The sequence below is a fragment of the Microbulbifer maximicatervae (SeqCode) genome (assembly GCF_052467225.1).
This window is the reverse complement of record NZ_CP174303.1, coordinates 827,501-846,376: the sequence shown is the minus strand read 5'-3', so window position 1 is coordinate 846,376 and position 18,876 is coordinate 827,501. Positions and strand designations below refer to the sequence as shown.

Annotated in this window: 16 protein-coding genes and 2 rRNA genes (1 of these 18 running past the window's edge); 3 read left to right on the top strand and 15 right to left on the bottom strand. The window is 47.8% G+C overall.

Annotation, left to right across the window (positions count from 1 at the left end):
• Positions 1-83: 83 nt before the first annotated feature.
• Entirely contained in the window at positions 84-845 is a 762-nt protein-coding gene (locus tag ACJJIZ_RS03685; RefSeq protein WP_444915236.1) for a hypothetical protein, read from the bottom strand.
• 537 nt (positions 846-1,382) lie between these two features.
• Entirely contained in the window at positions 1,383-1,904 is a 522-nt protein-coding gene (locus tag ACJJIZ_RS03680) for a macro domain-containing protein (RefSeq protein WP_444915235.1), read from the bottom strand.
• 178 nt (positions 1,905-2,082) lie between these two features.
• On the opposite strand from ACJJIZ_RS03680, the gene ACJJIZ_RS03675 reads away from it, so the two are divergent.
• The gene (locus ACJJIZ_RS03675) at positions 2,083-3,165 is read left to right on the top strand and encodes a GGDEF domain-containing protein (RefSeq protein WP_444915234.1); all 1,083 of its coding nucleotides are present in this window, start codon (positions 2,083-2,085) and stop codon (positions 3,163-3,165) included.
• A gap of 3 nt (positions 3,166-3,168) precedes the next feature.
• Here ACJJIZ_RS03675 and ACJJIZ_RS03670 read toward each other — a convergent pair whose 3' ends face one another.
• The 9 genes from ACJJIZ_RS03670 to ACJJIZ_RS03630 all read right to left on the bottom strand — a co-directional run bounded on the left by ACJJIZ_RS03670 (position 3,169) and on the right by ACJJIZ_RS03630 (position 12,922).
• Positions 3,169-3,939, bottom strand: coding sequence for a VIT1/CCC1 transporter family protein (locus ACJJIZ_RS03670; RefSeq protein WP_444915233.1), 771 nt, complete (start codon positions 3,937-3,939; stop codon positions 3,169-3,171).
• A gap of 11 nt (positions 3,940-3,950) precedes the next feature.
• Entirely contained in the window at positions 3,951-4,433 is a 483-nt protein-coding gene (locus ACJJIZ_RS03665; RefSeq protein WP_444915232.1) for a GNAT family N-acetyltransferase, read from the bottom strand.
• A 35-nt stretch (positions 4,434-4,468) separates the two neighbouring features.
• A complete protein-coding gene (locus ACJJIZ_RS03660) occupies positions 4,469-5,236 on the bottom strand; it encodes a hypothetical protein (protein WP_444915231.1) in 768 nt (255 codons plus the stop codon).
• Positions 5,237-5,249: 13 nt separating this feature from the next.
• On the bottom strand, positions 5,250-5,831 hold the full coding sequence (locus ACJJIZ_RS03655; RefSeq protein ID WP_444915230.1) for a hypothetical protein: 582 nt from the start codon (positions 5,829-5,831) through the stop codon (positions 5,250-5,252).
• Between the two features lie 130 nt (positions 5,832-5,961).
• Positions 5,962-7,854 (bottom strand): DUF885 domain-containing protein, encoded by a 1,893-nt coding sequence (locus ACJJIZ_RS03650; protein ID WP_444915229.1) that lies wholly within the window; start codon positions 7,852-7,854, stop codon positions 5,962-5,964.
• A gap of 188 nt (positions 7,855-8,042) precedes the next feature.
• The gene (locus tag ACJJIZ_RS03645) at positions 8,043-8,864 is read right to left on the bottom strand and encodes a mechanosensitive ion channel family protein (RefSeq protein WP_444906932.1); all 822 of its coding nucleotides are present in this window, start codon (positions 8,862-8,864) and stop codon (positions 8,043-8,045) included.
• A gap of 31 nt (positions 8,865-8,895) precedes the next feature.
• Positions 8,896-9,489: a DNA-3-methyladenine glycosylase I gene (locus ACJJIZ_RS03640; RefSeq protein ID WP_444908394.1), complete on the bottom strand. Its 594-nt coding sequence runs from the start codon at positions 9,487-9,489 to the stop codon at positions 8,896-8,898.
• Positions 9,490-9,594: 105 nt separating this feature from the next.
• The gene (locus tag ACJJIZ_RS03635) at positions 9,595-10,584 is read right to left on the bottom strand and encodes an SDR family oxidoreductase (RefSeq protein WP_444911749.1); all 990 of its coding nucleotides are present in this window, start codon (positions 10,582-10,584) and stop codon (positions 9,595-9,597) included.
• Positions 10,585-10,813: 229 nt separating this feature from the next.
• Entirely contained in the window at positions 10,814-12,922 is a 2,109-nt protein-coding gene (locus ACJJIZ_RS03630; RefSeq protein ID WP_444915228.1) for a prolyl oligopeptidase family serine peptidase, read from the bottom strand.
• An 87-nt stretch (positions 12,923-13,009) separates the two neighbouring features.
• On the opposite strand from ACJJIZ_RS03630, the gene dtd reads away from it, so the two are divergent.
• Together dtd and ACJJIZ_RS03620 are read left to right on the top strand one after the other, a co-directional pair.
• The gene (gene dtd / locus ACJJIZ_RS03625; RefSeq protein ID WP_444915227.1) at positions 13,010-13,447 is read left to right on the top strand and encodes a D-aminoacyl-tRNA deacylase; all 438 of its coding nucleotides are present in this window, start codon (positions 13,010-13,012) and stop codon (positions 13,445-13,447) included.
• 108 nt (positions 13,448-13,555) lie between these two features.
• The gene (locus tag ACJJIZ_RS03620) at positions 13,556-14,086 is read left to right on the top strand and encodes a GNAT family N-acetyltransferase (RefSeq protein ID WP_444915226.1); all 531 of its coding nucleotides are present in this window, start codon (positions 13,556-13,558) and stop codon (positions 14,084-14,086) included.
• Between the two features lie 32 nt (positions 14,087-14,118).
• On the opposite strand, the gene ACJJIZ_RS03615 is transcribed toward ACJJIZ_RS03620, so the two are convergent.
• The 4 genes from ACJJIZ_RS03615 to ACJJIZ_RS03600 all read right to left on the bottom strand — a co-directional run.
• Positions 14,119-15,111, bottom strand: a complete 993-nt coding sequence (locus ACJJIZ_RS03615; protein WP_444915225.1) for a YncE family protein — start codon at positions 15,109-15,111, stop codon at positions 14,119-14,121.
• Positions 15,112-15,694: 583 nt separating this feature from the next.
• Entirely contained in the window at positions 15,695-15,850 is a 156-nt protein-coding gene (locus tag ACJJIZ_RS03610) for a hypothetical protein (RefSeq protein WP_444915224.1), read from the bottom strand.
• A gap of 43 nt (positions 15,851-15,893) precedes the next feature.
• Positions 15,894-16,009, bottom strand: a 5S ribosomal RNA gene (rrf, locus tag ACJJIZ_RS03605).
• 203 nt (positions 16,010-16,212) lie between these two features.
• Positions 16,213-18,876 (bottom strand): 23S ribosomal RNA (locus ACJJIZ_RS03600); it runs 218 nt beyond the window's last position.

Here is an 18,876-nt window from a genome sequence, read left to right as displayed (position 1 = left end):
AAGGCGGCTCAATGTATCTTCTAATAAAAGGGCCCTTATCGGGTCCTTTCTATTTATTATTTAGTCCGCGTTTAAAATAATTATTACGGCGTATCTTGTAAAATATGCATCACCTCACCAAAGTCATCCTTTGACAAATTATATCTCAGCCAGCGAATACCATTATCTGTCAAATTTTGCTCGTACTTAATGTGCTTTTGATCTCGCAGATAAATTCTGAGCCTGGGGTAAGAGGCAATAAATCTCTGTAACTTATAATCAATTAAATTAAATTTATTATTATCATCCATTCTTAAAATGTATTTTGGAACCCAACGGCTGCGTGCCGCGCCAGTACCAGTAGCTGTTTCAACCGTCTGAATTTGGCTCCAATTATACTCTTTAGGAAAAAGGGAAAATAATGAATTAAATTTCACTCCATTGGAGCTGACAACAAAATAACTATTTAGCCCCAAGACCATCAAAGGTATAAAACAAGCCGAAAAAAACGAGAGAATTCTAAAATTGTTACGAATTGACTGCTTTAACCCATAGCCCTCAAAATATCTTAGACTGAGCTCCTTATCAAGTTCTGCTCTTGCCGTAGGGATTAAGTATGAAATCAGCTTCGAGAAGGTCGCAAATAATATTATAGAAATAAACATTACTGGCAGCATTAATAAAATATATCCCTCATTAGTAAGGTCTGCCAAGATGGCGCCCTCAGCTAAAGACTCTACTCGCCGATATACTAAAAGCTTAAAGTAAGAAACAACTATAATAGCCACCAATAAAAGAGAAAGCACGATGACAAACCAGTCCCAGTTGCAGCGAATAATAACGCGCTTTCGATTCAGCAGCGGCATTGGGAACTGTAAAAAAGAGGATCTCTTTTTTACTTTAGGAGACTCCCACCCTAGACACAAAGCACATCTATGTCCTACATCTTCATAGATTTCTTGTTCCTGTATGCAGACTTTACAATAATTCATAGCTACTAAAAATTTATTAGATTTAAAAAATACGCATAGAAGCCGGACGTATTTATTAAATCATTAATAACTAACTTTATCGAATAGATGTCTCGTTAAGACCAACGAAAGCAACATTTAGCACGATAGAACCAAATAATTAAATGTAGGCATAGCACTTAATAATCAGCGAAAAGTTAGAAAAGGCTGTATAGCACCCGAATAACTCTCAATTAATGAGATCAAAAGATAACCTAGTAAGTTGTTGCTTGTTAGACTGACATTCCATGGCTCGATATGCCTGCACAGCAGAACTACTTTATATACGTCATATTAGGTTATTGAAGTAACCAGTAACTGTATGGAATCAATAGTGCTTTACTAAATAATTAGTACAAGTAGATTGTATCCCATCCAATTACCCCTGACACATCAATGATGGCCATAAAAGCGCTGCTCAACTTTCTGCCACTGCGCCAATGCAGTTTGTGAGTGCAAACAAACTGTGAGTCTCTCGAACCTTGAGGCATAAGCGCGTAAAACGGCCAATCCCTGATGTGCTGCAATCTCGTGAGGGAAGCGGTTAGTGCCAGCTCCCAGTGCCGGAAACAGTATCGTTTTGCAACCGCGCTCTATCGCCAACTCCAAAACGCTTTCATAGCAGTGCCTCAACAGCACTATGGCCTGGCTCCCCCATTGATCGCCACTGCTCCACTGGGGCGTAACAGTATGCAATAAGTACTCGACCGGTAAATCATAGGCTCGAGTCAAGCGAGCTTCACCGACTGGGCAGGCTCTTTGCTTGGTACACTGGGGAGTTAATTGAGTCCCGCAATGGGCATAAATCTGCGCTGAAAGCCCCCGCCCCCGAATAAGGTGTTTGTGTGCCGGACACACCAACGCATCTCCACGCATCGTCAAAATATCGCCAGAAGTCAGTTGAATTTGTGTCACGATTTCTCAGTTCTAAAGTTTGAGTTACTGATACTGTAGCTTGCTACTTTGGTCGGTGACAGATTCCCCCTATACTCAGCATTGCTTCACTCCGGCAGTGGCTACCAGCATAGTTGTATGATGCAGGGCGGTCCCGAGCAAGCGGAAGGTTGCAGTCGGTATAGCAACGGGAATGACTATGAGCTCAGGGTATAACAATCAAAACCCCGCGATATCCACCTCTATTGATGAAGTGCAGCGCATAGATCTGCGCAGACGGATATTGGCCTCCTCTTATATGCTGATATTCGCTATGGCTATCACCGGGGCCATGGCGATCATCGCTCTTACTGCAACCAATATCCTGCAGGCATCGACGCTTTTTATCGTCGCGGTGGTTATTTTATTTGCGTATATCACTGTCAATATCATCGGTCCTACCGAGAAAACACCCTTATTAGTGGGAATTCTTTTATTGGCGCTGTATTTCTACTTACTAATGACTGGTGGTGTAAACAATACCGGATTGATGTGGGCAGTTATGCTGGTCCCCGGATTTATCAACCTTTACGGCTATAAAACCGGTACCACTGCACTGCTCGGAATAGGTCTTGCTACGGCAACAATCCTGTTTTACCCAGATTTCCCCGGTCTCACGGCCAAATATGATACGGCCTATCGCGCGCGTTTTATTGCAGTATTTGGCGCGCTTACTGCTTTAACTGCATTACTTGACAGTAGCCGCCACCAAACTCAGCAGCTCCTTCAAAGATTAACAAGTGAATTGGAGACTTATGCTGCCACGGACACATTGACCGGATTAGCCAATCGCAGAGAAGCATTTCGCGCCATTCATGAATTAGAGCGCCGGAATGATGAGCTGAAAGATCAATATGTCATCCTTATCGGAGACTTAGATAACTTCAAGACGATCAACGATACCTACGGGCACTCCTTTGGCGACCGCGTATTACAAGATGTTGCCAAGATATTGAAAAGTAACACCCGATCTGAGGATATTGTGGCGCGCTGGGGCGGCGAAGAATTTTTATTGCTATTGCCGAATACTGACTTGAAAGGCGGCAGTGTCCTTGCAGAAAAACTTCGTCGTAGAGTATCCACCCTCAGTCGCCGCTATACACGCCCGGTAAAAATCTCAATCAGTCTCGGAGTCGTCGAAGGCAGTACCAATGGCAAGCCACTCAATCAGCTATTGGCCGAAGCAGATAAACGTATGTATCGAGCCAAGAATGGCGGGCGCAACAAAGTGGTAGCCGCATAAATATTAAGTCACCAAGTGGCGCAGTAGATAGCCAACGGAGAGTGCCAGAGCCGCTGCACTACTGCCAAAAAACAGAGTTTTTAAGCCCGCCACCAGCAGGTGGTGGGAAAACACCAGTCCTTTGCACAAGCCAATAGCAAAAAAAGCGCAGACCGACAGAACGGCGCTCGCATAAAATTGTTCGGCGGGATTAAGGCTGTGGAAAAGGTAGGGCAGCAGGGGAATAGCACCTACACACAAAAAAGCGGCGAAGGTTATCAGTGCCGCCCCCAGAGGCTTATGCTCTAAGCGGCTTATACCGTACTCTTCCGCCAGCATTGTCTCTATCCACAGCTTTTGATTCGCGGTGATAGTGGCAATAATATTATTGAGAACTTCACCTCGAAATCCCTTTCGATAGAAAATCTGCCTGATCTCTTCCCGCTCTCCCTCGGGAATTAAAGCAATATGCTGACGCTCTGTACGCATAGCCGCGGCTCGTTGCTCACGCTCCACACTGGCAGCTTCATAATTGCTTACCGCCATGCTGAAACCATCAGCGATAAGATTGGCAAAGCCCATCACAAGCACAACCGCTTCGGAGAAGCCTGCACCAAAAGCGCCCGCAACAATGGCAAAGGTAGTTACGCAGCCATCTATCGCTCCCAAAACAAAATCAGAGAGCCACTGTGACTGTGGACGACTTCGCAAGCGCGCCTCAATACGCTCCGGTCGATGCTCCTCAATTAGCGCTTCCCGGCTTTCCTGTTGGTGTTTTGGGTTTTGCCGGTCCATAACCAAGCGAACTACTGTAAAAACCGCTGCATAACATAAGCATCTTGCAACCTTCCCAAAGGATCGGTAAATGCTCTATCTAGCGTTTTGATAATAGTGAAGCCCAGCTCTGTATAAAGGGTAATTGCGGGCTCATTATCGCTGGGAACGTAGTTGAACTGCATTTCCAAATAGCCGGCGTCCTGGGCCCTGGCGATTGCATGCTGGACCAGTGCACGATCTACACCGCGATCGCGCACATCCGTGTGCACGAGAAAGTTGGCTGTCGCGACATGGCTATGAATACCAGGGAAATTAACCCCTAATTTATACACCCCCAGCAGGTGAGGTAACTCTTCGGTAACATAAGTCTGTAAGTCGTCATTAAGCCATTGAGCAGAAAACACTTCTCGACTGATCTTATGCGAGAAAGGCAGATCCCCTCTGTTTCGCACAACACTAAAGAGGCTCCACATGCCTTCGAGGTCACTCTTTATAGCCTGCCGAATATCCATAGGAATCCATATCTCAGACGGCTTGCCGCACTTGCCTAGCGCACAATGAAGCTCCCCCGATCCACACCGGTATTTCCAGTCTTGGGATCATAGGCATATAGCACAATTTCATAAACACCTGGCAAGTCTGTCGCAAAGGGCGCACTAAAGGTGTTCATAGTCTCCTGTATCTCTAGCGGCACTCGAGCAAATGATTTGCCATCTCTTTTAACCAATGCCACAACTTCTATCTTACTGCCGTCCCAAAGCCCACCATCAGTAAGTGAACATCCGCACATCATTACCACATTAGCGCGAATCTTAAAGGGACTCTGGTCCACACCTGTATAGAGATGGGTCTGTGGGCTGAGTAAATCTACCAACATTCCCGGAATTTCCACAATCAGCCCATCACCAGAAATAGACTTGCCCGGAACCAACCAAGTCTGTGTCTGCGCCACCACTCGGGCCTGCTTTTTGATATACGGCGCAAGAACTTCCACCGTCAGAAACACCGGCTCACTGATATTCAGTGTAGCGGTAAAATGCGCAGCGCCATCGGCGATAGATTGGAACCGCTCTCGGGGCGTTTTCATAATTCTGGTGGTGTCACCGGTGCTCCCTTGGGTAAGCCCCTTGGCAAGAATCGCCCCAGAATCTGCATCGCGAATAATAACCATGGCACCACCGATGGAGGAGCCAATAAACTTGGCATCCATGGCCTTGGCGCGCACAGTAATTTCAGTGGGTGTTGGCTCCGCCCATAAAGCGGAAGGAAACAGTTGTAATAGCAGAGCGACGATAATAAATCCTGAACGTCTCATAGATACTCCTCTCTTATACATTGCCTAGCAGATAATAAGCCCCAAAAATACCCACTCCCCAAAATACAGCCCCTACAGCCAACCAAACAAAATTCCAGGGAGTAAATCTCGAGTTAGCCTGTCCTGAAATATCTCCATTAACCATATTGGCAGCTTTCTGTCCCTCATAAAGTGGCCACAATGTAAAGGGTAAGAGAAGTATGCTTACTATATCGATCAATGAAATTACATCGGAGTAATAGGAAATCCTGTCGACAATAGCCCCGGCAATCGCAAAAACTACATATAACGTAGCCCAAAGTGCCGGCACCCAGCGGTAATCCACCTTATCAATCTCGATACGGCTTTGAATCCTGGAAAAAAGGGAATGAGTAAAAAAGATAGAGAATATTGCCCGCATAACCGGCCACATATTCTCTCCACTAGCATGCTGATATTCTGCCCAATGACGGTAAAACCAATAAACTGAATAGATACCCACTGTACCTAAGCTCATTACCCAGAACTTGGTTGGTGAAACTATATAAAACTGCGCTTCATCCTCTGAAACAGTATCTAATTCAGCCTCTGGGGCAGAGTAAATATTTGAATCCATTGGGACTTTTCCATAAATAAGAATTTTAGGGAAAACCAGCTTTCCTCTATACACAGACGATATTCACAGAAATACGCCCAATAAAAAAGCCGGGCTATGCCCGGCTTTTTAAAAGAGTCAGCTAAGAAGCTTATGATTGCTTCACTGATTCCACCCAAGAGGCTACGCGGCTCTCCAATACGGGCACTGGCAAAGCACCGCCACCCAGCACGGTATCGTGGAATCCGCGAATATCGAATTTATCACCCAACTGATCTTCAGCCTGCTTGCGCAGCTCCTGAATCTTCAGCATACCGATCTTGTAAGCGGTCGCCTGGCCCGGCCACGCCAGGTAACGACGTACTTCGGAACGAACTGCAGTCTCGGGGATTGCGGAGTTTTGCAGGAAGTACTCCACCGCTTGCTCTTCACTCCAGCCTTTGGCATGCAGGCCGGTATCAACAACAAGGCGAATGGCTCGCCACATTTCAGCCGTCAGGTGGCCAAACAGGTTATAGGGATCTTCGAAGGCCCCCATTTCTTTAGCAAGCTTCTCAGAGTACAGCGCCCAGCCCTCTACATAGACAGTAAAGTGAGCTTGAGTGCGGAACTGCGGGATACCTTCCAATTCCTGAGCAATTGAGATCTGCATATGGTGACCGGGGTTGCCTTCGTGGTAGGCCACAGTTTCCATATCAGTCGTGGAATAGGCACTCATATCGGACAGGTGCGCATAGTAAATACCCGGGCGGGAACCGTCGGGAGTGCCGGGGTAGTAATGCTGGGCACCGCCATCCTGTTCGCGGAAAGACTCAACCCGCTTTACTACCAACTCAGCTTTCGGCAGAAGGCCAAAGTATTCCGGCAATTTCTTGGTAATGTTGTCCAGGAAGGCAGTTGAGTCATCCAGGTAGCCCTGGCGACCTTCATCGGTATTCGGGTAGTAGAATTGGCCATCTTCGCGAATAAACTTGAAGAAGTCCTGCAGGCTACCTTCGAAACCAACCTGCTTCTTGATAGTTTCCATCTCACCACGGATACGCGCCACTTCTTCCAGGCCGATATTGTGGATCTGGTCGGCAGTCAGATCCGTAGTTGTGGTGTTGGCCAGGCGTTGATTGTAGTAAGCCATACCATTGGGCAAGCTACTAGCACCTTGAGGCTCTGCTGAGGCCTTCTGCATATCCGCTTTGAGCCAGGTAACCAGCCCTTGATATGCGGGGAAGAACTCAGTCTCTAATGCCTTGCGCGCTTCCGCGGTCAGCTTGTCTGCCTGCTTCTGATCAATAGTACCGGCTTCGAGCAGCTCAGCGATCTTTCCTTTGGCACCGGCCCACAGAGGTGCGTCTTCACCATCGGTAAACGGCGCGCCTTCAATCAATTTACTGGACTGATCAATCGCACCTTCATAGGCAAAGCGCGGGGGGCGGATACCTTCTTTGGACGACAGCTTGGCGCGGTCAAGCAGCTGGTTGATCGCGCGGGAGATACCACCGATACGGGTGATATACGCCTGCATATCTTCAACGTTGTCGACCTTGTGGAAGTTCAGCAGGAAGTTGGGCAACTGCGATTGTGCACCTCCCATCTGCTCAAAGATGTAGCCGTGACGGATAAACGGCGCAGCGGCCTTGGCCTGTTCAAACTGATAAATCCAGATATCGTAGGACGTTTTTCCTTCCTGGGTCAGCTTGCTGTAGTCGAAATTCTTCTTGAGATCTTCAACACTTTTCTCTTGCCAAACCAGGCGGCGAGCCTCTGCGGCCTCACTCATATCGTCAATTTGGTCGTAGTGGTCTTTGCGACCCAGGTAGGACAGCTGAATCGGGCTGAACTGCAGCTGTTCCTCATAACGCTCATCCAGCCACTCAGTCAGGCGCTTGGTTTCCGCAACCGCATCTACAGTAACTGAGGCCTCGGCAACCGCATTTTGGGGCTTATCTGCATTTGCTCCAGTCTGGGCACTCTTGTCACCCTGACAGCCCGCAAGGATAGCGACAGCCAGCAGACTGGGGATCAGTGGGTTGTTCAGCTTTATCGGCATCTTCCTATCTCGATCAAAAGTTGTACAAAAAAACGCCGCTAACTTTGACACGAATTCGGTGAGGTGTCGATTAATGCCCCTCAGAACGCTATATGTTTGCGTTGAGTTGAGACAAATCGGAGATTTTGGACTAGGTGGACCCAATACCTGGAGCAGGATATTGTCACGAATGACCCTGCAGTAATGGGCTAACGCATAGTGGCAGCCCGATCCACGATATGAAGCTCTCGTTGGGGAAAGGGTACCGTCAAGCCTTCTGCCTCCATTGCAGGCTTAAGCTTTTGCATCAGGGACCAGTAAACATCCCAGTACTGATCATTGGCAGCCCAGGCCCGCAACTGTAAATTGACCGCGCTGTCAGCAAGCGCCTTAACAGCGAAACTTGGCTCTGGCTCAGCGAGAATACGGGGTTCCTGTTCTACCAAGCGACGTAATACTGTTAGACCGCGATCAATGTCATCGCCATAGGCAATACTCGCCACAATCTCGATACGGCGAGTCTTATTGCGACTGAAATTGGTGAGCACTTGCCCCCAGATAGCACTGTTGGGTGCGGTAATACGCAGCCCATCCGTGGTATCCAGCTCCGTAGTAAACAGCCCTACCTCGCGAACAGTGCCCAATATGGCACCGAACTGAATCACATCCCCAACGCGAAACGGCCGCAATCCCAGCAATAGGAACCCCGAAGCAATATTTTGCAGGGTATCTTTCAACGCTAAGGCTACTGCCACACCAGTAGCGCCGAGTAGAGCAATTAAGCTGGTAGTGTTAATACCAAAGACATCCAATACCAGCAGTGCGCCAACAATATAAACCGCCCAGCTCGAAATACTGCGCAGTACCGGGCGCAAGGTAATATCAAACCGGTCCGGCAGACGATCAACCGCTCGGCGAGCAAGATGGGCCACAAACAGCGTCACCAAAACTACCAGTAGTGCGGCCGCCAGCTTTAGGGATAATGCTGTTACTTGGGGCCAGTACTCGTTGAGCAAGCTATTAATATTCATCGATCCCCGAAAATAAATCCCTATTTTAAATTCAAGCCAAACCTAAATTCTGCGCCTCATCGACACAACGCTGATGAGCCGGACACGTTTCCAAGTGATCATTGACCATTCCAGTTGCCTGCATATGTGCATACATAATGGTTGATCCCACAAAACTAAAACCCGCTTTCTTTAACGCCTTACTCATCGCATCAGATTCTGCTGTTGTGGCCGGCACCTGCTTCATGGAGCGGGGGCGATTAACAATCACTCTTCCACCGGTGAACTGCCAGAGAAAATCCTTTAAGGATATACCGCGATCGCGCAACTCGAGGGTTGCCCGTGCATTCTTGATGGCCGATTCAACCTTGAGCCGGTTGCGAATAATTCCCGGGTTGAGAAGTAATTTCTCTACCTTTTTAGGCGTGTAGCGAGCAATTTTTTCAGCATCAAAATTATTAAATAGTTTACGGTAATTCTCCCGCTTATTGAGCACTGTAATCCAGGATAAGCCCGCCTGGGCCCCCTCCAGCAACAAAAACTCAAACAGGGTTTGATCATCGGTAACCGGCCTACCCCACTCCTCATCGTGGTAACTTTGATAAAGTGGTGTAGACAGGCACCAGTCACAGCGCTTTTCCGCCATCATTACTTCCTTTTTATGACTAGCTTGCGCCAGAGAAAAAGTAATACTGAATAAGCTGTAAAACCAAAAGCAAGGCAACTAACCCAAAAATAATATTATTACGATTCACTTCGACTCCAACAAATTGTTCTGTACTAACCAATCGCGACATTCGCATAACATAGTATCCAAAGCCACCCCCGATTGATAACCGAGTTCACGTTCAGCCTTAGCACTACTAGCAACGACTCTCCGCGTTACCAACGTGGCCTTTTCAGGAGTAATAACCGGCTCTTGCCCACTCACACGAGACCAGAGATCGGAAAACCAGGCGATAGATTGAATTAGGAATGCCGGTGTGGTGCGTTTTGGTACAGGTTTATGCAATAACTCAGCGATCTTTCCAAAGAATTCTAAAAAACTGGCATCCGTTCCGGCCAAGATATAATTTTCACCACACCGCCCCTTTTCAACCGCATCGATATGGGCTCGTGCTACTGCACCGGCATGGCAAAAAGAACCCCAGCCCGGTGGAACACCTGGTAATTGATTTTTATCAATCAGAAAAAAGGTCTGCGCCCAACTGGTGGTATCGTATTTACCCACAATTGCGCAAGGGTTAAGAAATACCGCATCCAGGCCCTGCTCAATTTCTTTGCGAACGGCAATTTCCTCTCTTTTTTTCGTGTAAAGATAGTGATGGTGAGGATCATCTGCCAGCTTATCACTTTCTTCAGTAATTCTTTCCTTATGGTAGCCATAAGCAGAAATTGAGCTGGTCACCACCATACGCCCTACATTTTTCTCCCTGGCAACTTTGGCAATATTCGCTGCCCCCTCAACATTATCTTTCCATTGCTGGGCATTACCGCCGCGCCACATACTGGTATTAGCCGCCATATGGAAAAGCGCATCGACGTTATCTGGGATTGCAGCTTGAAGGGACTGAGGATCATTCAGAGAGGCTTCAACCAGGTTGACGCCCAAAGAGCGTAACATATCGGTATTGGAGGTGCGCCGATGCATAGCGGTAACTTTCCATCCATCACCAACCAATTGCTCTACCAAATTAGCGCCGAGAAAACCGGTTCCCCCGGTTACAAATGCATGTTTCATAAATCCACCGGATGAGTTGTTATCGTTATTCATACCCAGTGATTAGCTCTATCGAAGCCACCTCCTCCCGGAAGGGCAGACCGGTTGGTGATACGACCACTCCGACAGAGTGGGCGGCACACTAACGTCATTAGTGACACCGCCCCAAAACTAAACCCCTTTGCAATCGTCCTACCGGGAGTTTTATTGATTAATCCCGCTATTACTTTTATTGGGTTAGTTGGAAAGGCTACTCGATTTTCATGCCCAGCTGGTAGGCAAGGAAGCTCCACTGATTGGCGAAGTCTTCCACCTGCATCCATACCGGCTTGCCTGCACCGTGCCCAGCCCGAGTCTCCACGGCAAGCCAGACTGGTTTGTCACAGCCCTGATCTTTTTGTAGGGCTGCCGCAAATTTGTAGCTGTGCCAGGGAACCACTCGATCATCGTGATCGGCAGTGGTGATCAGCGTGGCCGGATAGCAGGTGCCCTCACGAGTGTTGTGGACCGGAGAATAGGCATGCAGCGCTTTGAACTCATCGCGATTTTCACTAAGCCCATAATCGCTCGACCACTGCCGGGCATTAGCGGAAGCGGTATGATATCGCAGCATATCCAGGACACCGACTACCGGTAATGCCGCCGCAAACAAATCCGGTCGTTGTACCAGCGTTGCCCCCGCCAATAGCCCACCATTGGAGCGACCACTGATAGCAAGCTTTTCAGGAGAAGTCACTTTCTCCTCGATCAGCCACTCAGCTGCAGCGATAAAATCATCGAAGACATTTTGCTTTTGCTTCTTTGTACCCGCCTGGTGCCAAGCATTGCCGTACTCGCTACCACCGCGCAAGTTGGCCAGTGCCAGGGTGCCGCCCATATCCAACCAACCGACAAAGCGGTTGTAGAAGCGCGGTAACTGAGCTGAGTTAAAACCACCATATCCATAAAGCAGCGTGGGGTTGGAGCCATCTCGCTTCATTCCCTTCTTATACACGAGAAATAGGGGCACCCGGGTACCATCCTTACTCTTATAGAAATGCTGACTCACAGTCAGATCGGAAAAGTCTGCTGCATATTTTGGCTGCTTGAACAGCTTGGTTTCACCAGTCTGTACATTCAGGTGGTAGATACTCGGCGGGGTAATAAAATTAGAGAAAGCGTAGAAGGTCTCGACTTCATTCGGCTCACCATAAAACCCCTTCACTGAACCCACTCCCGGCAGCTTCAGCTCGTACTGTTTCTTACCATTAGTATCGGTCACCAGCACTCGCGATTTCGCATCCTCCAGATAGTGAAGCACAAAGCGATCGCCGATATAACTGGCACTCTGCAGGGCACTAGTCGTCTCCGGTACCAGATCGCGCCAGTGTTTGCGTTGTGGCTTATCCAGATCAATAGCGATTACACGGCCCAACGGCGCCCCCACATTAGCCTTAAAGTATAAGGTGCTCCCTTTATTACCGAGATACTGGTACAGGCCATCCCAGTCATCCAGAAGCTTAATTACCTTACCGCTTTCATCGCGTAAATCGCGATAGTAAAAGCCGTTCGAGTCATATCCATCAAAAATATCAAAGATTAGATAGTTACCATCGTTACTCACTATCGCTCCGGGGTTGCGAGTGGGATGGTCAGTAATTTCATAAATCAGCTGATCACTCTCCTGGGCATCTCCCAGTCGGTGAAAATAGACGGCTACCTGTTTGCTATCATCCGCCGTGCCATCTCTGTTAAACGGGTAGCGGCTATAGTAAAAACCAGACTCATCCGGCGCCCAACTGGCATCACTAAACTTGATACCGGTCAGTTGCTCCTTCAGGTCCTTGCCTGTCTTTAGATCGCGAATACGATAGTCGGTCCAGTCGGTCCCACCATCCGAGATACCGTAAGCCAGATAGCGGCCCTTTGGACTGACTTTGAGGCGCTTGGCAGCAATAGTGCCATCTTCACTTAGGGTACGTGGGTCTAAGGCCGTATCGCCGTCAGCAGACAGGCTAGAGGCCTTATAGAAAACATTCTGATCCCAATCACCGGTGTTGTAGCTGTAGTAATAGCTATCGCCCTTCTTGTACGGAACACCGTAGCGCTCGTAGCGCCATAGTTCTGCAAGCCGGTCATTGATTTTCTGCCACCCGGGGAGGCCTTTCAAACGCGGTAATGAATGGTCATTCTGTTTGGCCACCCAACTCTTTACCTCATCACTGGACATTTTTTCCATCCAGCGATAGGGGTCAGCCACCTTTTGACCAAAATATTCATCAATTTGAGTACCCGGCTTACTATCCGGATAGCTATCAGCTGCGTGAACACTCACCGCAGCAAGTGCACCGGCAACCAGTGCCACTAGCTGTCTCTTCATACCGTTATTCTCGGTTTCTCTACTGGGAACAGTCCGCTAATCTAGGCGATTTAGACGATCGGTTCCAGAGCAGCAGAGAGAAGTGAGATGAAAGGATTGATCCAAAGAGTAAGCCATGCCCAGGTTAATGTAGCGGGAGAGGCCGTTGGGGCCATAGATAAAGGTATCCTCCTGCTGCTAGGTATCGAAGCCCAGGACACTATTAATAGTGCAGATAAGCTGCTGCACAAAGTCCTGAATTACCGTATTTTTCCCGATGATAAAGGGCGTATGAATCTCAACCTCCAAAAGGCGGGAGGTGGGCTCCTGATTGTCAGTCAGTTCACACTAGTTGCCGAAACTGATAGAGGTTTACGCCCGAGCTTTAGTCGCGGCGCATCACCAGAATACGCGGAGGAGCTCTACAACTATTTCGTTAAAAGTTCCAAAGCCCAATTTACGCCAGTGGCCACTGGAATATTTGCAGCGGATATGCAGGTTTCACTAGTCAATGACGGCCCGGTAACTTTTATGCTGGAAACCTAGAGACCTTCCACAGGCTCTTTCTGTTATTTCACCTAATCAGGAAAACTCTACCAGTTGGTTAGGTTGCTAACGACTAAAAAATATCGCTAAAAATGGAGAGGCAAAAGGATGACTAAAAAGCCTATTGTAGTAAACAATGATATCAAACTCGATCCACTTTTGGATAGTGACACAGAAATCATCTTTACCTTAATTGAAAATAACAGACCACTGCTAGAGAAATATCTCTATTGGGCAAAGCTTGTTGTCGACCTCCCAACCACAAAAAAATATATTGCCGACAGAGTATTCAGCAATAGTTTCGGAGCATCCTGGTACAAGATCCACTATTCAGACAAGGTAGTCGGAATCTTTGGTATCAAGGAAGTTAACCTTAAAAAGCAAAATGCAGAAATAGGATATTGGTTATGTAAAAGCTGCCATGGCAATGGAATCGTGACTCGAATCATAAATAAAATATCTAGCTACTTGAAAGATCTGCACGATATTCAAGCGTTGAAAATTCACTGCTTATCTGAAAACAGTGCCAGCATAGCCGTAGCAGAACGCGTAGGTGGAGTGCATAGTGAAACTATTCCAAATTATTATTCGATTGATGGAATATTTCAGGACTTAAAAATCTACACAGTTCCTACCTGATTCATTATTTTAACTGTGGAGTACAGGAATATTTATTGCTGAATACTTACTGGGCTCCACTCAATACCATCTGACCCTTGTCCCGCATTAAATATACGCTTAACTTTCCAAGTTGCGGTATCTATTTCAACAACTTTTCCGTCTCTCTGAGAACCGGCAAACAAAAACTTTCCGTCCGGAGAGAAAAATAGCGATGCTGGCTGTCTGGCCCCTGCGCTGCCGACATCAATCTCATGTAACTGTTTACGGGTCTTGGCGTCATACACGAGTATACGATTACCATTTAAGTCTGCTACAGCTACCACTTCGCCATCAGGGTGAAACCTGATTCGGATAGGCAGAAAACCAACATCTATCGTTTCTTTTTGCTTTAACGTTTCAGTATCGAAAATAAAGATATTTTCTGACTGATTATTTCCTATCCATAGCTCGCTATTATCGGGGCTTACCCACACCGCCTCCGGCCCATCCCCAGCCGGTATTGTAGATTTCAACTCCATAGTTTCTGTATCAATTACACTGAACGTATCCGACCCCCGGCTAGTAACGTAGGCGGTCTTCAGATCAGGTGATAGTGCAAGCATATGGCTACCTACCTGATCAGTACGGGCAACGCCCAGTACTTTTCCTTCAGTCACATCCACCTTTATCACATCGCTGGTTTCTTCTGTCGTAACAATCACATTATTGCTGTCGCCCAGCCAAGCGATGCCGTGAGGGCCTTTGTGTGGACTGATATCAATTCTTTTCAGGCGCTTACCGCTCGCGATATCGAATACATTCAGCTCTTCTCCCACGTACCCATCTTCAAGGTAAGAAACTACCACTACTTTAGATTTATCCGGCGACACTATTAATTCATGGGGCGAACCTCCAGTTTCGGGCTTCTTAACCTCTTGGCCGGAAGCCAGGTCAATAAAACTCACCGTGCCTTCATATTTATTTCCTACTACCAACGTCTGCGCTCCTAGCGATCCAGTAGCTAAAAGTACTAATGACATGGAAATTAAAAGTAGAACTCTCATTAGGAAGCCTCTCGGAGGAATTTGTCGCTAATAGAATGCTTCCTTAACAGCACACCCCAGCGAGCTTTTTAGAACTGAAAAGTCAGTCCTGGTTATCCACTGCAACACTGGATAATAGATCGTAAAAATAGAACTCTTTAGATATTTTCTTCATTACAGGGATGTTACTAACAGAATTCTTGGATAGTGCTGTGCATAACTTTTGGATAGAGGTCTGGAAGCCTTTAATTTCGTGCAATGAAATAATTCGATTAAAAAACCAACGAAAAAAGTGTCAGGTTATCCACTAAAAGTAAGACCAGAACGTTACTAACAGAAAGTCTGGATAGAGTTGTGCATAACTTTAATAAACGGGCTACAGGCCCCGTGGTTACAGGGGATTACTGCAGAGACTAAAAAATCACCGATATTTTTACCGGCTAATTTTAATTTTTGGCGGGAGTGGTATGGGTACTTTTCTAGTTTTTACGAGGGTTATTTTTGTTGGATTATTTTTTTTGTGTGAGTGCAAAGGCGTTTGCTACGGAGGTAGGTAAAGGCCTATTTTTATAGGCCTTTTAAGGTGCTCAGGTAATCTTAGGTTTTATTTTTTATTTACTAACTGACTTTTTAAATAGAAGCTGAGCACTAAAGTTTTCAAGTGATTTTTAATTTCTACTAAGTACTTTCTGCTTCCCCTTTCTTCCTTCCCTTTCTTAGTTTTTTTGTTTTTTGCTTCTTTAAAATATTTTTCAGTCATAAAAAAAGGGCCACCCTATTGGGTGGCCCTTTTCGGATTAGAAGCCTGACGATGACCTACTCTCACATGGGGAAGCCCCACACTACCATCGGCGATGTTGCGTTTCACTTCTGAGTTCGGCAAGGGATCAGGTGGTTCCACAACTCTATTGTCGTCAGGCAAACTGGCTTGGGTTGGCGTTGGTCTTATAAGCAAAGTGCTTGGCCTGCCGCGTTATCGCTGTTTGCCTCGGTCATGTTATTGACCGGCGATAACCCCAAATAAGTCGGCAAAACAATCTGTAGTAATACACCGCAAGCGATCGTATGTCTCTAACTCACAATCCGCTAGCTTAGCTAGTCGTTAGTAACCATCTCTGTTGTATGGTCAAGCCGCACGGGCAATTAGTACTGGTTAGCTCAACGCCTCACAACGCTTCCACACCCAGCCTATCAACGTGGTAGTCTTCCACGGCCCTTCAGGAGGCTCAAGGCCTCAGGGAGATCTTATCTTGAAGGAGGCTTCCCGCTTAGATGCTTTCAGCGGTTATCCCGTCCGAACATAGCTACCCGGCAATGCCACTGGCGTGACAACCGGAACACCAGAGGTTCGTTCACTCCGGTCCTCTCGTACTAGGAGCAACTCTTCTCAAATCTCCAACGCCCACGGCAGATAGGGACCGAACTGTCTCACGACGTTCTAAACCCAGCTCGCGTACCACTTTAAATGGCGAACAGCCATACCCTTGGGACCGGCTTCAGCCCCAGGATGTGATGAGCCGACATCGAGGTGCCAAACACCGCCGTCGATGTGAACTCTTGGGCGGTATCAGCCTGTTATCCCCGGAGTACCTTTTATCCGTTGAGCGATGGCCCTTCCATACAGAACCACCGGATCACTATGACCTACTTTCGTACCTGCTCGACATGTCTGTCTCGCAGTCAAGCGCACTTATACCATTATGCTCATTGCATGATTTCCGACCATGCTGAGTGCACCTTCGTACTCCTCCGTTACTCTTTGGGAGGAGACCGCCCCAGTCAAACTACCCACCATACACTGTCCTCGATCCGGATAACGGACCAGAGTTAGAACCTCAAACATACCAGGGTGGTATTTCAAGGACGGCTCCACAACAACTAGCGTCGCTGCTTCAAAGCCTCCCACCTATCCTACACAAATAGGCTCAAAGTTCAGTGCAAAGCTGTAGTAAAGGTTCACGGGGTCTTTCCGTCTAGCCGCGGGTACACTGCATCTTAACAGCGATTTCAATTTCACTGAGTCTCTGGTGGAGACAGCGTGGCCATCGTTACGCCATTCGTGCAGGTCGGAACTTACCCGACAAGGAATTTCGCTACCTTAGGACCGTTATAGTTACGGCCGCCGTTTACCGGGGCTTCGATCAAGAGCTTCGCCGAAGCTAACCCCATCAATTAACCTTCCGGCACCGGGCAGGCGTCACACCCTATACGTCCTCTTACGAGTTTGCAGAGTGCTATGTTTTTAATAAACAGTCGCAGCCACCTGGTCACTTCGACCGGCCTCAGCTTAGGGAGCAAGTCCCATCACCAAAACCGGCGTACCTTCTCCCGAAGTTACGGTACCATTTTGCCTAGTTCCTTCACCAGAGTTCTCTCAAGCGCCTTGGTATTCTCTACCTGACCACCTGTGTCGGTTTAGAGTACGATTCACTATTACCTGAAGCTTAGAAGTTTTTCCTGGAAGCAGGGCATCAACCACTTCACCCACTAAGTGGGCTTCGTCATCAGTTCTCAGCCTTAGGGACCCGGATTTGCCTAAGTCCCCAGCCTACAACCTTAAACATGGACAACCAATCGCCATGCTGGCCTAGCCTTCTCCGTCACTCCGTCGCAGTAATAGCGAGTACAGGAATATTAACCTGTTTCCCATCGACTACGGCTTTCGCCCTCGCCTTAGGGGTCGACTAACCCTGTCCCGATTAGCGTTGGACAGGAACCCTTGGTCTTCCGGCGGGGAGGTTTTTCACCTCCCTTATCGTTACTCATGTCAGCATTCGCACTTGTGATACCTCCAGCAGACCTCCCGATCCACCTTCAACGGCTTACACAACGCTCCTCTACCATGCTCCTAAGAGCATCCGCAGCTTCGGTTATCAGTTTGAGCCCCGGTATATCTTCCGCGCAGGCCGACTCGACTAGTGAGCTATTACGCTTTCTTTAAAGGATGGCTGCTTCTAAGCCAACCTCCTAGCTGTCTGGGCCTTCCCACATCGTTTCCCACTTAACTGATATTTGGGACCTTAGCTGGCGGTCTGGGTTGTTTCCCTTTCCACGACGGACGTTAGCACCCGCCGTGTGTCTCCCGCGATTGCACTCCTCGGTATTCGGAGTTTGCATGGGGTTGGTAAGTCGGGATGACCCCCTAGCCCAAACAGTGCTCTACCCCCGAGGGTGAGACGCGAGGCGCTACCTAAATAGCTTTCGAGGAGAACCAGCTATCTCCCGGCTTGATTAGCCTTTCACTCCGATCCACAGGTCATCCCCTAATTTTTCAACATTAGTGGGTTCGGTCCTCCAGTTGATGTTACTCAACCTTCAACCTGCCCATGGATAGATCGCCGGGTTTCGGGTCTATTGCCTGCAACTAAACGCCCTATTAAGACTCGATTTCTCTACGGCTCCCCTAAGCGGTTAACCTTGCTACAGACAATAAGTCGCTGACCCATTATACAAAAGGTACGCAGTCACCCCGAAGGGCTCCTACTGCTTGTACGTATACGGTTTCAGGTTCTATTTCACTCCCCTCTCCGGGGTTCTTTTCGCCTTTCCCTCACGGTACTGGTTCACTATCGGTCAGCTGGGAGTATTTAGCCTTGGAGGATGGTCCCCCCATATTCAGTCAAGATAACACGTGTCCCGACCTACTCGATTTCACTCTAAATGCCTTTTCGTGTACGGGGCTATCACCCTGTATCGCGGTACTTTCCAGAACCTTCCACTAAAACATAAAGAGCTTAAGGGCTAATCCCCTTTCGCTCGCCGCTACTCAGGGAATCTCGGTTGATT

Coding starts and splice junctions, on each gene's coding strand:
- ACJJIZ_RS03685 (WP_444915236.1), bottom strand. CDS start 845: ATGCCGCTGCTGAATCGAAAGCGCGTTATTATTCGCTGCAACTGGGAC.
- ACJJIZ_RS03675 (WP_444915234.1), top strand. CDS start 2,083: ATGAGCTCAGGGTATAACAATCAAAACCCCGCGATATCCACCTCTATT.
- ACJJIZ_RS03670 (WP_444915233.1), bottom strand. CDS start 3,939: ATGGACCGGCAAAACCCAAAACACCAACAGGAAAGCCGGGAAGCGCTA.
- ACJJIZ_RS03665 (WP_444915232.1), bottom strand. CDS start 4,433: ATGGATATTCGGCAGGCTATAAAGAGTGACCTCGAAGGCATGTGGAGC.
- ACJJIZ_RS03660 (WP_444915231.1), bottom strand. CDS start 5,236: ATGAGACGTTCAGGATTTATTATCGTCGCTCTGCTATTACAACTGTTT.
- ACJJIZ_RS03655 (WP_444915230.1), bottom strand. CDS start 5,831: ATGGATTCAAATATTTACTCTGCCCCAGAGGCTGAATTAGATACTGTT.
- ACJJIZ_RS03650 (WP_444915229.1), bottom strand. CDS start 7,854: ATGCCGATAAAGCTGAACAACCCACTGATCCCCAGTCTGCTGGCTGTC.
- ACJJIZ_RS03645 (WP_444906932.1), bottom strand. CDS start 8,864: ATGAATATTAATAGCTTGCTCAACGAGTACTGGCCCCAAGTAACAGCA.
- ACJJIZ_RS03640 (WP_444908394.1), bottom strand. CDS start 9,489: ATGGCGGAAAAGCGCTGTGACTGGTGCCTGTCTACACCACTTTATCAA.
- ACJJIZ_RS03635 (WP_444911749.1), bottom strand. CDS start 10,584: ATGAAACATGCATTTGTAACCGGGGGAACCGGTTTTCTCGGCGCTAAT.
- ACJJIZ_RS03630 (WP_444915228.1), bottom strand. CDS start 12,922: ATGAAGAGACAGCTAGTGGCACTGGTTGCCGGTGCACTTGCTGCGGTG.
- dtd (WP_444915227.1), top strand. CDS start 13,010: ATGAAAGGATTGATCCAAAGAGTAAGCCATGCCCAGGTTAATGTAGCG.
- ACJJIZ_RS03620 (WP_444915226.1), top strand. CDS start 13,556: ATGACTAAAAAGCCTATTGTAGTAAACAATGATATCAAACTCGATCCA.
- ACJJIZ_RS03615 (WP_444915225.1), bottom strand. CDS start 15,111: ATGAGAGTTCTACTTTTAATTTCCATGTCATTAGTACTTTTAGCTACT.
- ACJJIZ_RS03610 (WP_444915224.1), bottom strand. CDS start 15,850: ATGACTGAAAAATATTTTAAAGAAGCAAAAAACAAAAAAACTAAGAAA.